The organism is Streptomyces sp. CA-181903, from assembly GCF_050937075.1.
Taxonomy (GTDB): Bacteria; Actinomycetota; Actinomycetes; order Streptomycetales; family Streptomycetaceae; genus Streptomyces.
Map to the genome: position 1 here is coordinate 5531701 of NZ_JBNJLY010000001.1, position 14095 is coordinate 5545795.

The window sequence follows — 14095 nt, forward strand, 5'->3', positions numbered from 1 at the left end:
TTCGCGGCTTCGCCGCTCGTCCTCAAGCGCCGGACGGGCTGATATTCAGCCCGTCCGGCGCTTGAGGACAACCGCGCGGAGCGCGGTTTCAGGGGGCGCGGGGGCGCAGCCCCTGCAAGAAACGGTGAAAGGGCGGGGCCGGGGCGAATCCCCCGGCCCCGCCGGACCTCACTGCTGCTGCGGCCAGCCCCCGGGCGCGGGATACGGCGGCGCGGGCTGAGCGGGAGGCTGCCCACTCGTCCCCCACAACCCCTGCTGCTGCTGGGCCCGCACGAAGTCCTCGGCCACCATCGCCGACAGAGTGAAGTAGGACTCCCGCGTCTTGGGCCGCATCATCTCCAGGTCCAGCTCCGCCCCCGCCGCGAGGTGCTCGTCGAAGGGCACGACCACGACCCCCGGCAGCGGGTCTCGAAGTGGGACACGATGTCCTCGACCTTGATCATCTTGCCGGTCTCGCGGACCCCGGAGATGACGGTGATGCTGCGCCCGACGAGCTCGCCGTAGCCGTGCGCCGCCAGCCAGTCGAGCGTGGTGCTGGCGCTGCTCGCGCCGTCGACGGACGGGGTGGAGACGATGATCAGCTGGTCCGCGAGGTCGAGCACGCCGCGCATCGCGCTGTAGAGCAGGCCCGTGCCCGAGTCGGTGAGGATGATCGGGTACTGCCGCCCCAGGACGTCTATCGCCCGCCGGTAGTCCTCGTCGTTGAAGGTCGTGGAGACGGCCGGGTCCACGTCGTTGGCGATGATCTCCAGGCCGGACGGCGCCTGCGAGGTGTAACGGCGGATGTCCATGTAGCTGTTGAGGCCGGGGATGGCCTGCACCAGGTCGCGGATGGTCGCACCGGTCTCGCGGCGCACCCGGCGGCCGAGGGTGCCGGCGTCCGGGTTGGCGTCGATGGCCAGGATCTTGTCCTGGCGCTCGCTGGCGAGGGTGGCGCCGAGGGCGGTCGTCGTCGTGGTCTTGCCGACACCGCCCTTGAGGCTGATGACGGCGATCCGGTAGCAGGACAGGACGGGCGTGCGGATCAGCTCCAGCTTGCGCTGCCGCTCCGCCTCCTCCTTCTTCCCGCCGAACTTGAACCGGCCCGAACTCTGCTTCTTCGGCTTCGGCTTGCTCTTGAGCAGCCGCTCGGAGGACAGCTCGACCGCGGCCGTGTAACCGAGCGGCGCGCCGTGCACGGAACGCTGCCGCTGTTCCGGCGTCACCGTCGGCCAGCCGCCGGTGCGCGGGTCGACGGGACCGGCGGGCGACGCGTCGGCGGCCTGGCCGGGATGACCGGGCTGACCGGCTTGTACGGGCTGACCGGCCTGGACGGGCTGTGTGCCGGGAGCGCCCTGGGGGCCGTGGGAGAAGGCGCCGGTGTCGGCGGGGCCGGCCTGCGGCTGGGGCGCGTACGGGCCGGCGGCCGGGGCGCCTTGAGGCGCGGCGGGCGGCTGGGGCTGCGTCTGGGGGAGGGGGTATGCGTGCTGCGCGGGGGACGGGGGTGTCTCCCCGGCGGGGGTCCCGGGATGCGGGAAGCCGTAACCGCCCTGGGGGGCGGCGCCCGTCGGCTGCGGGAACCCGTATCCGCCCTGCGGAGTGGACGCGGGCGCGGGCGCTCCGGCAGTGGGCGCCGCGGGGGGCGGGAAGCCGTAACCGCTCCGAGGCGCTGACGCGGGCGCCTCGGGCGAAGGCGCCGTCGGGTGCGGGAACCCGTAACCACCCTGCGGAACAGGCGAGTTGGCGGGCGCCTGCGGTGCGGCGGCCGGAGCGGGCGGGGCCGGGGCCGCCGCCGGGTCCGGCTGCGGGACGCCGTACCCGCCGTAGCCGCCGTACGCGGGCGGCGGCGTCGGGGCCGTCGGCGCCGGCGGGGGAGTGGGCTGTCCGGCCGCGGGCAGCGTGAAGTCGCCCTGGGCCGGCGCCGCTTCGGTGGCCGGGGCAGGGGTGCTCGGCGCGCCGTACGCCGGGAGCGCCTGCGGTGCGGGCGGGGCGTACGGGCCGGGCTGGGCGCCGCCCTGCGGAGCGGGCGCCGGTGCCGCGGCGAACGGGGTGCCCGGGCTCCCGGCGTAGGGCGCGGCCTCCGGACCGGGCGCCGTCGGCAGCGCGAAGGCACCCGAGCCCTCTGCCACAGCGGGAGCGGGAGTGCCCGAGGTCTCCGCCTGGGCCGCCTGGGGCGTCTGAGTCGTCTGGGTTGCCTGGGCCGGGGGAGCGGTCGGGGCGGCGGGCGGCGCGGACGGCATCGCCGGGGCCTGCGGAACCGCCTGCTGGGCTGCCTGCGGTGTCGCAGGCGGGGCCCACGGGGCGGGCGCGGCCGGCGCGGCCTGGCCGTCGGCGGGCTCGGCGGGGCGGAAGTCCGGCGGCAGGGGCGGCAGGGACGCCGGCGGCACGGAAGGCGGCGTCCAGGACTCGGTGGACGCGCTGGGGGTCTCGGCCTCCGTCTCCGCCTCCTCCGGCGGCACGGAAGCGGAGGGGGAAGCGGACGCCGAGGGTGCGTCCCCAGCCCCCGCCGCCCCCGTCCGGTTGCGTAGCGAGCTCGCCGAGAACCGCATGGTGCCCTCGCTGCACAGGGTGCCGCTGCTGTCGGATTCGCCCGAAACCTCCGCCGACTCCGCCGACTTGTCCGACCCGTCGAATGCCGGGATCGCTCCGGGTTCGCCCGATTCATCGGACTTCGGGGCGTGCGCGGTGATTTCGTCGCGCAGTGCCGCGGCCGAGAACCGTACGGTCGCGGGCGTCGCCGGTCCCTCGGCCGGCGCGGGATCCGTGCCGGCGCCCGTTCCCGAGCCGTCGAGGCCATGTCCGGCCACGGCGCCGGGCCGCGCGTCGCCGCCGCCGTCCGCACTCCCGTCGGCGTCCTTCCCGCCCACGGCGTGAGGGTCGACGACGGGGGCGTCGACGGTCCGCGTGCCGGCGGCGGAGACGTCAGCAGCAGAGGCGCCAACGGCAGAGGCGCCAACGGCAGGGGCGTCAACGGCAGGGCCGTCGACGGCCCGGGTGTCGAAGGCCCGGTTGTCGACGGGAGAGGCGCCGACAGCAGAGGCGTCAACGGCCTGCGCGCCGACGGTGGACGCGTCCGCCGCACCTGCTCCCCCCGCGCCTTCGGCGATGGACGGCGCCGCGTCGGCGCCCGCCCCCGCCCCCGAGGCGGGCGGTGCCGGAGGGGTCGGAGGCGCCGGGGGGACCGCCGGAGCGGGCGGGGAGGTCTGGACGTACCAGGCGGGCGGCGTGTAATCGATGGTGAACTCGCCCGTGTGCTCGACTTCCTGATCCTGGTCCAGCTCGTGGTCGGCGTCGGACCGGTTCTCGCCGCCTGTGGTCCCGGCCGCGCGGATCTCGTTCCGATCGCTGCTCACAATGCCTCCTGCTGGTGTGGTCCGGCGCTTCGGGGAATCGCCTGCCGGCACCGGGCCGTTCCCGGGGCACGACCGCCCGATTCCCCCATACGTCACGCTGCGGGCCCCCGGCGTCGGGTTCTCCATGCGTACGGTCATCAAGACTAATCGTCATCCGTAGCACTGCGGCAGGCCCGCACGCTCCCGCACCATCCCCGCGGGTCACGGCCTGGTATCGCCTCCGATGCCGTCGCCGAGCCCTCGTCACCGGCCCGCCCCCGGCCCCCGTCCACGCAGGACGAACGCATGAGTAGGCTCCTGTGTCCGGCCGCCGTACTCGCGTACGACGGCCATCGGTGCTCGTCATTCCATCAGTGCCGTCGTCCATGCGCACGGCGTCCGCGGGAGGCGACAAGGGGGACCAAGGGAAGGGGCCGGAATGGAACCGCCGCGTCCGGGCGACTCCGGGTGGATCGGCCCGTACGCGGTGCTGGGCCGGCTCGACGCCCACGCGGGCGGTCCGACGGGTGATGTCCCTGCCACACCGCACCGGTTCGTCGCACGCTCCCAGGACGGCGACCGCACGGTGATCCTCACCACGCCCCCTCAAGGCGCCGACCCGGACCGCTTCCGGGGCGAGGCGGAGGCTGCCCGGCGGCTGTTCGGCCCGTGGACGGCCGTGGTCGACGAGGTCGAAGCGACGGGTGCGGCAGGCGAGGGAACCACGGGCGGCAACTCCCCCACCTGGTACACCATCCCGTACCTCCCCGCCCTCCCCCTGCCCATCGCACTGGCCGCGCACGGCGGCCCGCTGCCCGAACGGACCGTCCGCGCGCTCGGCACCGCCCTCGCCGAGGCCCTGGCGGCGGTGCACGCGTTGGGCACGGCGCACGCGGGAGTCTCCCCGGAGGCCGTCCTGCTGACGGCCGACGGCCCGCGCCTCACCGGTTACGGCGCGGTGCGCGCCGCGACCCCGGCGGGAGCGGACGGCGCCGGTCCGGTCGGCCTCCCCCCGGGCACGGTGGCCCCCGAACAGCTCGCCGGGGCGCGGCCCGAGCCGCCCGGCGACGTCTTCGCCCTGGGTGCGGTCCTGGCCTACGCGGCGACGGGACACACCGTCCCGGAACGTGACGAACTCCCCGAGGGCCTGCGCTCCCTCGTCTCCGCCTGCCTCGTCCGCGACCCCGCCCACCGCCCGTCGGTCCACCGGCTGCTGGACGAACTCCCCGGCACCGCGCCCGGTTTCGGCCCCCCGCCCGTCATGGACGGCCCGCCGCGGGCCACCGTGCTGGACGGCGGCCCGGGTCGGGCGGCCGCGCTCCTCGCCCCGGCTGGCTGCCGGCCCGGGCGGTCGCCGAGCTCGCCCGGCAGTCCGCCGCCGTCCTGGCCGCGGAAGCGGCACTCCCGGCCGTACCGCCCCACCCGTCCCCCTCAACCCACCGCGGACCGTCCTGATGCCCCTGCCCCTCCACCACGACGACCCCCGGCAGCTCGGCCCCTACCGGCTCGTCGCCCGGCTGGGCGGTGGCGGCATGGGCACGGTGTACCTCGCCCGTTCCGCGGGCGGCCGGACGGTCGCGCTCAAGGCCGTACACCCCCGGTTCGCGTCGGACGAGGCGTTCCGGGCCCGGTTCCGGCTGGAGTCCGACGCCGCCCGGGTGATCGGCGGGGAGTACGGCGCCGGGGTCGTCGACGCCGACCCGTTCGCGCCCCGGCCCTGGCTGGCCACCGAGTACGTCCTGGGCCCGCCCCTGGACGAGGCCGTCGAGCTGTGCGGCCCGCTCCCCGAGCGGACGGTACGGGCCCTCGGCGCCGTACTGTGCCGTGCGCTCGGCCAGTTGCACCGCTCGGACGTCGTCCACCGCGACCTCAAGCCGTCCAACGTCCTCGTCACCGCCACCGGCCCCAAGGTCATCGACTTCGGGGTGGCGCGGGCGCTCGGCGACGACCGCCTGACCCGCCTCGGCGCCGCGGCCGGCACCCCCGCCTACATGTCACCCGAACAGGCGGCGGGCACCGAGCACACCTCGGCGGGCGACGTGTTCGCCCTCGCCGGCGTCCTCGTCTTCGCGGCGACCGGCCACGGCCCGTTCGGCGGCGGCCAGGCCGCGGACCTCCTCTACCGGGTGCGCTACGCGGCCCCGGACCTGACCGGCCTGCCCCCCGCCCTCGTTCCCACGCTGACCCGCTGCCTGGACAAGGACCCGACCCGCCGCCCCTCGACGGCCGAACTCGCCGAGCTGCTGGCCGAGACGGAGGCGGGCAGGGAGGCCGACGCGGAGGAATTCCGCGGTGCGAAGGGATTCGCTGGTGCGGGGAGGTTCCCCTCCGCGGAGAGATGGCCCACCGCGGAGGGATTCCCCACTGCCCTCCCCGACACCCTCCTCGCCGAAATCGCCCGTCGCGCCACCGAAGTCTGGCGCCACCAGCCACACCGCCTGCCCCCACCCCCGGAGCCGGACGCCACCTCGATCACCACCGGCCCCACCTCACCCTCACCCGCCGCCGCCTCCTCGGCATCGCCGGCGGCTCGACCCTGGGCGTGGCGGCGGCAGGCGCGGGCGGATGGCTCTGGTGGAACAACCGCAAGCACACCGACACCCCTGGGCCCAGCCACTTCGCCCGCCCCGCCAACATCCCGGCCCGCGCCACCTGGTGGACCCGCCTGCCGAACGCCGACGACAGCCGCCCTCCGCTCGTCCTGGGCGACCTGGTGGCGGTGCGGGCCCGCGCGGGCCTGGTGGCCCTCGACGCGCGCACCGGCGAGAAGCGGTGGACGGCCTCGGCCGTCAAGACGCCCTACGAGTTCACCTCGGACGGCACCCGCATCTACACCTACGCTCCCGGCGGACAGAAGGCCATGGGGCTGAAGATCTTCACCGTCACCGGTACGGGCGCCCTGGAGATCGTCGCCGGGCCGTTCGACGACCTGTCGTCCGCCGCCCTCGCCGCGCAACCCGTGGCCGCCGCCGACGGAGTCGTCTATCTCGCCGCCCGCAAGGGCAACGACCCCGACAACGACCACAGCTGGCTCTTCCTCGCCGTCGACACCAGAACCGGCAAGGAGCGCTGGCGGCAGGCGTTCCGCTCTTCCTACCTCCCCGGCTCGACCAGCGGCGCCGCCGCCACGGTGGCCGGCCGGCACTTCGTCTATGCCCGGGCCGGCTCCATGGGCGACCCCAACGTCCTGAAATCCCGTGACACGGCCGACGGCCGGGACGAATGGTCCTGGGACGTCCCGCGGCGACGGCTCGACGAGGGCTTCGTGGGCACCGGCCAGGTCGCCGCCGACGACCGGCGCGTCTACGTCGCCAGTACGGTCGTGCTCGCCGTCACCCTGTCCGACGGCAAACGCGCCTGGGAGTTCGGCGCGGGCCGCGACACCGGGAGCGCTTCCCAGGATTCCAGCCCGTACGGTCGCCCGACCGTCAAGGACGGGGTGCTCTACGTGGCCGAGAGCACGCGCGGCATCGTCGCCCTGGCCGCGGACACCGGCACGCTCCTCTGGGAGACGCCGTTCCCCGACACGCCCCCCACCTCACTCCCTCCGGTGGCCGGCCGGAAGTACCTCTACGTTGCCGCGACGGACGGTGCTCGGGACCGGATCCGGGCCGTCGACCTGCGCAGCCACCGCATCGCTTGGTCCATGGACGTACCGGGGCGCATCGGCGCCCCGCCCGTCGCTCACGAGCGGTCCGGCCGCCTCGTCTGGACGGCCGGCGACTACGTGTGCGCGCTGCCGCTGGAATGACCCTGCGGAGCCGATGGTGTGCGCGGAACGCACACGGCGAGTGCCGGGGCGCGCTGCCCGGTGCCCCGAGGACATCCTGACCGCTCATCGGCGCCGGGCACGTCGCCCACGCGGCAGCGGCCGATGCGCGCGTCGGGCCGCCGACCGCGCGGGAACGCCCGAGACGGCCGCTGCCCGTGGCCCACGCCGGCTGTCGTGATGCTGCCGACAGCGCCCCGAACAACTGCGCCGCTTGGGCGAGCCGCCCTACTCCAACCGCCGCGCCGCCCCCAACAACCCCGCCTCCGGATCCGTCGGCTGCGTGGTGACGTACGTCCGGGACGAGCGCGTGCACCACAGGGTGACGCCGTCGGGGAGGGTGGAGAGGGACTCCACGTCCTCCCGGGGCAGGTTCATGGTGCGGCCGATCCGGACGGCCTCCTCGGGGGCGACCCGCTGGACGCCGACGAGGTCCGCCTGCGACATCAGGCGCGCGGTCGTGGGGCCGGGGTAGGGGAGCAGCGTCAGTACCGGCTGCCAGGGCGCGGAGCGGACGCGGCCGAGCGGCGGGCGTATGCCGCAGTCGCGGATGACGAGGACCGGGCTCGGCACCGAGGGGCCCTGCGGGGGACGCGGCCCACGTCGTGCAGGGTGATGGACTGCTGGCCGGTGTTGGCGGCCTGCGCCAGCGCCGTCCACAGCTGCGGGCGTCCGCTCTCCACGGCGACCCGGGCACCCGTGCCCACCGCGCGCAGGGCGATGACCTGCGCCGTCCAGGCGCCGCCCACCAGGACCACGTCGAACGCGGCCGGGCGGACCAGTCCCAGGACGGCCGGGGCGCCCTGGGCGTCCGTCCCGACGACCACGCCGTCGTCGCCGACCGGCAGGCCGAGCTCCGCGAAGCGGTCGGGGTCCAGCTCGTGCCGCTCGTGGCGGGGGCCGAGCAGCCCGAAGCCGGACGCGGGACGCCGGGCCGGGGAGGCCGGCGGCGCGGGAGCGGACGGTGATCCGGCCGGCGGCGCCGGGGCCCGGCCCGCCCGCGTCGTTCTCGACAGCAGACCCATCAGCGCGTACCTCCCAGCGGCAGTGTGGCGAGAACGCCCGGAACCTGCTCGTGGTCCAGCCGGACGAGCCCGACCTTCACCCCGCGCGCCGTCCGCTCCAGCTCCCGCCGGACCTCGCCCAGTTCGTCGGCGCTGCGCCCGCACACCCGTATGTGCCCGGTGACCGTCGGCACATGTCCGCCGTCCCGGGCGCGCCCGCGGCCGAGGGTCAGGCTCAGCGTCGTCGACAGCGCGGGCAGCGACGTCAGCAGCGCGGCCAGCTGCGGCAGGGACGCCGCACCGGGGCCCAACTGCGGCCAGCGGCCGACCCAGTAGGAGGTGTGCCAGCGGTCGTCGCACCGCCACGTACGGGACGTCTCGGCGGTCCGCCGCGCGCCCGTGCCCGAACGGCTCGCCTGCGCCGTGGCGGCCGGGTTGACGTTCGCCGCGGTCGACAGGGCCGACGCCAGCTCCTCCTCCGCGAGCAGCACCGCCCGGAACCCGGCACTCCGCAGCCGGCTCGTCAGCTGGTCCGCCGCGCGCAGCACACACCGCCGGGCCCCCGGACACCGCCGCCCCGGGCCGCGACGGCCTCCGGGCACAGCTCCGGGTCGAGCTTGAGCGCCACCCAGGTCATCCGGACCGCCGGGGCGCCCGTCAGCGCCTGCAACGGCGCGTAGTTCCGCGCGGCCAGCGCCTGGGCGGAAAGGTGCGGGGCGGGCGAGGGCAGCGCGCTCTGCACCACCTGCACCGACTCCAGCCGGACGTCCGCCGAGTCCAGCGCGTCCCGCAACAGGTCCAGCGGCAGCGCCTTCTCCACCCGCAGCGGGCGCAGCGGCTCGTCCACCGCCTCGACCTGGAGGACGACGGTCACGAACGTCCCGTCGCCCACCACGCCTATGTGCCGGCCCTCGCGGTCCGTGAACGACTCCACGCGCAGCGCCGGTTCGCACTCCACGAGCGGGGCCAGGGCGGGCGCGACATCGGCGGAGCCCGGCGCGCCGGCGGCACCGCGCGTACGGCGGCGCAGCGCCAGGACCGCCCCCAGCCACTCCGATATCGGCCGCTGCCGCCGCCGCGCGAGCGCCAACGCCGCGAGGACTGCGGCCACTCCGACGGCGGGGGCGGCCAGCAGCGGGTCGACGGCGTACCCCACGAGCACCAGTGCCGCCGCGACCTCCAGCAGCACGAGCTGCTGCAGCCGCACCGGGCCCAGCCGGCCCGCCCCGGACCGCCGGCGCACGACCGTGGCCTGCTGCGCCGATCGCGCCGCGGACGCCATACCCGCGCACCCCCCTCGCCGTTGTCAGAACACTTCACCGGAGCCGGCCCCGAGACGCGTCCTGGAACGCGCCCCGGGACATGCCTTGGGACACGTCCTGGAACTCGCCCCGGAAAACCTGACGGAACACCTGCCGGAACACTCACCGGAACCACGCCGAACCGTCCGAGCACCGCGCCCCGCCACGGGCACGGACCGGCCACCGCGGACCCCGGCCCGTACGGCGACCGCACCCGGACGGCACGACCGGATCGTCAACAGGCATAGTAGGGGGCCGGTCTGACAACGCGGACCGAGGGCAGGTCCGACCAGCGGGTCCGGCCGGTCCGACGGCGGGCCCGGCGGCGGGCCCCGGACGGAACCCGGCGACGGAACCCGGCGACGGGGGGAGTACTTCGGCACATGGCAACACGGCGGGACGAGCTCAACGCCTACACCTTCGCGCGCAAGCGCATGGTCGCCGCGTTCCTGCAGCCCTCGGCGGCGGGAACGGACGAGGCGGCGCCGCGCCCGGTGCGCGCCATCCTGCCCGGAATCGTCGTCGGGGCGCTCGTCCTGGCGGGCTTCGGCGGCTGGGGCATCTTCAAACCCAAGGCGCCGGCCGGCTGGTCGGAGCCCGGGGCGCACGTCATCGTGGGCAGCAAGTCGACCACCCGGTACGTCGTCCTCAAGACCGACGGCACCAAGCGGCTGCACCCGGTCCTCAACTTCTCCTCCGCGAAGCTCCTCCTCAAGCCCGAGAAGTCCTCGGTGATAAAGGTCGACGAGGGCGAGCTCGACAACGGGAAGATCCAGCGCGGCCCCACCCTCGGCATCCCCTACGCGCCCGACCGGCTGCCCGCGCCCGAGGACGCCGGCAAGGAGAAGAGCTGGGCCGTCTGCGAACAGCCCGGCAGCGGCGGCAAAACGGTACAGAAGGCCGTCTTCCTCCTCGCCGCCCGCGACGCGGCGAAGGTCGCGGGGAGCGGGAAACTGCGCGACGGCCAGGCCCTGTACGTCGAGGGGCCCACCGGCGACCGCTACCTCGTCGACCCCGGCGGCACCAAACACCTCGTCGGCCTGCCCGACGGCGACCACCCGTCCCCGCGCGACGAGGTGCTGCGCCGCTCCCTGTTCAGCGAGGGCGCCCGCCCGCAGAAGGTCGACAAGGAGTGGCTGGCCACCCTGCACGAGGGCACGCCCATCACCTTCCCCCGGCTCCCCGGCCGGATCGGCGCCCCGGCGGGCGTCGGCAGCCTCGATCCGCGGCTCGACCGGGTCGGCACCGTCATCCGCGCCGTCGCCGGCAAGGGCATGCAGCACTACGTGGTGCTGCCCGGCCGGGTGGCGCCCGTCTCCGACCTCGTCGCCCGGCTGCTGCTCACCAGCCCGGACGCGGTGGTGCTGCACCAGAACGCGCGGGCGGAGGAGGTCGGTCCGCAGTCCTTCACCTCGTCCCCCGACTGGTTCTACGGCCAGTACGGCTGGCCGGGGCTCGTCCCCACCCAGGTCAACGACGCGGGCACCGGTGTCCGTACGGTCTGCAACGTGATGCACGGCGTGGACGGCAAGGGCGTGCCCCAGCTGACCACCTGGGCCGGGGCCAAGTACCCCGCCGAGATCCTGGACGGCGCGACCAGCGCCTACGTCACCCCGGGCAGCGGCCTGCTCTACCGCCAGATCAACGGCTCCTCCACGAGCGTCGGTTCGCTGTTCCTGGTGACCGACACCGGACTGCGGTACGCGGTGCAGACCAACAACGACAGCAGCGCGGGCCGCTCGGGCATCGGCGACGACGACAGGCCGAAGACGCCGGAGGAGCGGGCGGCGCAGGCCAACGAGGCGCAGATCCGGCTCGGGTACAAGGACGTCAAGCCGGTGCCGGTGCCGGACGACTGGTCCGCCTTCCTGCCCAAGGGGCCCCGGCTGGACGTCAACAGCGCCGGCCAGCCGCAGAGCTCGTGAAGGGGGCCGTTCGATGACGGTACTGAGAACGGCCGTGACGTCCGCCATGGCCATGGCCACGGTGCTGACGGTGGTGGGTGTGGGTGCGGGTGCGGCCGGGCCGCGCGCCGGGGCCCCGGGCCCGGCCCTGGTCCTGAACGGCAGCGGCGAGTGCACCTTCCCGATGAAGCAGCAGATATCGGGCATGCCATGGGCCCTGCAGCGGGTCGTCTTCGACCGGCTCTGGCAGGACACCAAGGGCAAGGGCGTCCGGGTCGCCGTCATCGACACCGGTGTCGACATCGACAACCCGCAACTGACCTCCGCTGTCGACCGGTCCGCCGGCCTGGACCTGCTGCCCAAGGACAAGAACGCCCCGCCGGAGAAGGGCGCCCGCACCGACGGCACCACCGACCCGGTCGGCCACGGCACGAAGGTCGCGGGCATCATCGCCGCCCGCCCGCGCGAGGGCACGGGCTTCGTCGGACTCGCTCCCGAGGCCACGATCCTGCCCATCCGGCAGAACGACGAGAAGGGCACCGGCACCGAGCGCACGCTCGCCACCGCCATCCGGCACGCGATCAGCAGGCACGCCCGCGTCATCAACATCTCGCAGGACACCGCGAAACCGCTGCACGCCGACTCGGACCTCGCCCAGGCCGTCCGGGAGGCCCTGAACGAGGACATCGTCGTGGTCGCCTCGGCGGGCAACGACGGACTCCAGGGCAAGGTGAAGAAAACGTACCCGGCGGCATATCCGGGCGTACTCGCCGTGGCCGCCTCCGACCGGAACAACGAACGCGCCGCCTTTTCCCAGACGGGCGATTTCGTGGGAGTGGCGGCCCCCGGCGTCGAAATGGTCTCCACCGTGCCGAAGGGCGGCCAATGCGTGGACAGCGGAACGAGTTTCTCGGCACCGTACGTCGCCGGAATCGCGGCGCTTCTCCGCGCGAAACACCCGAATTGGAAACAGCAGCAGGTCGTCGCCCAGATCGAGCAGACCGCGGAAAGGGCCGTCAAGGGCCGTGACGACTTCGTCGGCTGGGGTGTCGCGGATCCGGTGCGTGCGCTGACGGAGGACGATCACCCCATCGACGCCCCGGTGGCGGACCGCGCCGTCTCGGCCGGCCGTGCCGTACCGAAAGCCGCCCCGCTCACCATCGGCGAGACGCCGCGCGAACGCGACGAACGCCTCGCCACGTACGCGCTGATAACGGCGGGTGTCCTCATCGCGGCGGTCGCGGGAACGGCGGTGGCGCTACGGGATCGGCGACGGCGTGGGTGACGGCCTGAGTGAGTGATGGCGTGGTGACGGCTTGGTTGATGTCTGGACCAATGACCGCCTCACTCGTGTGACGGGAGTGCGCGAACTCACGTCAAAGGCATACCGGTTGGACGCCCTCGTGTGAGTGGCTAGAGTGGCAGCCGACAACTTCGGTCTGATGCAAAGGGGGAGCCGCGCGAAGGGCTCCCGCAGAACATCCGATTCATGGGGGGTAGGTGTAACGATGGCCGACCTTCGGCTTGAAGTAGGAAACCTGGATCAGCTGGTCAAGGATCTGGGGACGATGCACGACACGCTCGAGGCCAAGATCAACAGCCTCAAGGGTGTCGTCGCCACCGTGCAGGGCGGCTGGAAGGGCGATGCGGCGTCCGCTTACCACACCCTCCAGGAGCGTGTGAACGAGGACACGCGCCGGCTGAAGGAGCTGCTGGCCTTCACCAAGGACGCGATGCAGTCGAGCCGTCAGGGCTTCGACCAGGAGGAGCAGGAGCGCCTCAACAGCTTCAAGGGCGTGGGCGACGGCGGCACCACCGGCACGGGCGGCGTCACCGGCGTCCTGGGCAGGTTCCACGGCTGACTGCCGCTTCCCGTTTCCGCATCGCGCCAGGAGGGACAGTATTCATGGAAATCAAGTACGGCACCGTCGTCGAGGCCTCGAACACGGTCAAGTCGACGGCCAACAACATCAAGAGCGAGCTGGAGTCGCTCGACGCCCGCGTCGAGGCGCAGGTCGCCCAGTGGGACGGTGAGACCCAGCAGGCCTTCCACTCCCGCCACAAGAGCTGGAAGAGCAACGTGGACGACATGCACCAGACCCTGCTGAAGATCTCCAGCCTCCTCATGGAAGCCACCGACGGCTACCAGGCCAACGACAAGCGCCAGGCGGCCCGCTTCGGCCACTGAGGCGACCTCGCACTCGTTCTCCGTCCGTGGGCGCGGATGCGGCCGGTTGTCCGCAGACCGCGCCCACGGGCGTTTCCAACTGACTTCATCGTGCATACACATTCACCAACAGGGGGCTGACTCATGGGATCCGGGGATCCGGCACAGCACGGCGGGGGCGGTGGCAGTCCGTCGGATCTGGATGTGGGCGACGAGGACAACCTCCAGGGCCTGAAAAAGCGTGTGGACCGCCTCCTCGGCAAACTGGACAAGTCCGCCGCTTCCCATCAGCACATCGCCAACCAGAAGGTCAGCAAGGAGGCGTTCGGCAGCTTCGGGGAGGCGGAGGCCCTGTCGGACGCGTACGACAGGGTCCATCAGCGGCTGGAACTCCTGTCCCGGATGCTGGGGGACCAGCTGGAGGCCATGAGCCTCGCGGTGGGCATGGCGGACCGCGACTACAAGAACGTCGACCACGAGCACGCGCGACGGCTCGCCGAAATCCAGAAGCGGTCCATCGCGAACTGGGAACAGCAGCAGAAGCTGAAGCAGCAGGACGAGCAGAACAAGAATGGAAAGCCCGGAGACCACTCCGGTGAGGGCGGAGGAGAGGAATCCTCCGATCAGGCCACGCCGTGA

6 protein-coding genes and 5 pseudogenes are annotated in these 14095 nt (G+C 73.9%); 7 read left to right on the plus strand and 4 right to left on the minus strand.

What is annotated here, in order from left to right; all coding sequences use genetic code 11:
• Nucleotides 1-180 precede the first annotated feature (180 nt).
• A pseudogene (locus ACQEVS_RS24810) lies at nucleotides 181-2621 on the minus strand (AAA family ATPase); the annotation flags it as partial.
• A 564-nt stretch (nucleotides 2622-3185) separates the two neighbouring features.
• Nucleotides 3186-3470, minus strand: a pseudogene (locus ACQEVS_RS24815) (SCO5717 family growth-regulating ATPase); the annotation flags it as partial.
• A 1373-nt stretch (nucleotides 3471-4843) separates the two neighbouring features.
• Here ACQEVS_RS24815 and ACQEVS_RS24820 point away from each other — a divergent pair.
• Both ACQEVS_RS24820 and ACQEVS_RS24825 read left to right on the plus strand, forming a co-directional pair.
• Nucleotides 4844-5494 (plus strand): annotated as a pseudogene (locus ACQEVS_RS24820) (serine/threonine-protein kinase); the annotation flags it as partial.
• Nucleotides 5495-5649: 155 nt separating this feature from the next.
• The gene (locus ACQEVS_RS24825) at nucleotides 5650-7062 is read left to right on the plus strand and encodes a PQQ-binding-like beta-propeller repeat protein (protein WP_433023681.1); all 1413 of its coding nucleotides are present in this window, start codon (nucleotides 5650-5652) and stop codon (nucleotides 7060-7062) included.
• Between the two features lie 246 nt (nucleotides 7063-7308).
• On the opposite strand, the pseudogene ACQEVS_RS24830 reads toward ACQEVS_RS24825, so the two are convergent.
• Together ACQEVS_RS24830 and eccE are read right to left on the minus strand one after the other, a co-directional pair.
• A pseudogene (locus tag ACQEVS_RS24830) lies at nucleotides 7309-8105 on the minus strand (hypothetical protein).
• Nucleotides 8105-9366 (minus strand): annotated as a pseudogene (eccE, locus tag ACQEVS_RS24835) (type VII secretion protein EccE). The pseudogenes ACQEVS_RS24830 and eccE overlap by 1 nt, the downstream one beginning before the upstream one ends.
• Before the next feature lie 402 nt (nucleotides 9367-9768).
• Here eccE and eccB point away from each other — a divergent pair.
• The 5 genes from eccB (at nucleotide 9769) to ACQEVS_RS24860 (ending at nucleotide 14095) form a co-directional block, all read left to right on the plus strand.
• Nucleotides 9769-11310 (plus strand): type VII secretion protein EccB, encoded by a 1542-nt coding sequence (gene eccB, locus ACQEVS_RS24840; protein WP_433023682.1) that lies wholly within the window; start codon nucleotides 9769-9771, stop codon nucleotides 11308-11310.
• Between the two features lie 13 nt (nucleotides 11311-11323).
• Complete coding sequence (mycP, locus tag ACQEVS_RS24845; protein WP_433023683.1) at nucleotides 11324-12574, plus strand: type VII secretion-associated serine protease mycosin; 1251 nt, start codon at nucleotides 11324-11326, stop codon at nucleotides 12572-12574.
• 223 nt (nucleotides 12575-12797) lie between these two features.
• Nucleotides 12798-13151 carry a WXG100 family type VII secretion target gene (locus ACQEVS_RS24850; protein ID WP_433023684.1) on the plus strand — a complete coding sequence of 118 codons (354 nt, stop codon included), beginning with the start codon at nucleotides 12798-12800 and terminating at the stop codon, nucleotides 13149-13151.
• Nucleotides 13152-13195: 44 nt separating this feature from the next.
• On the plus strand, nucleotides 13196-13477 hold the full coding sequence (locus ACQEVS_RS24855; RefSeq protein ID WP_433023685.1) for a WXG100 family type VII secretion target: 282 nt from the start codon (nucleotides 13196-13198) through the stop codon (nucleotides 13475-13477).
• A 183-nt stretch (nucleotides 13478-13660) separates the two neighbouring features.
• The gene (locus tag ACQEVS_RS24860) at nucleotides 13661-14095 is read left to right on the plus strand and encodes a hypothetical protein (RefSeq protein WP_433023686.1); all 435 of its coding nucleotides are present in this window, start codon (nucleotides 13661-13663) and stop codon (nucleotides 14093-14095) included.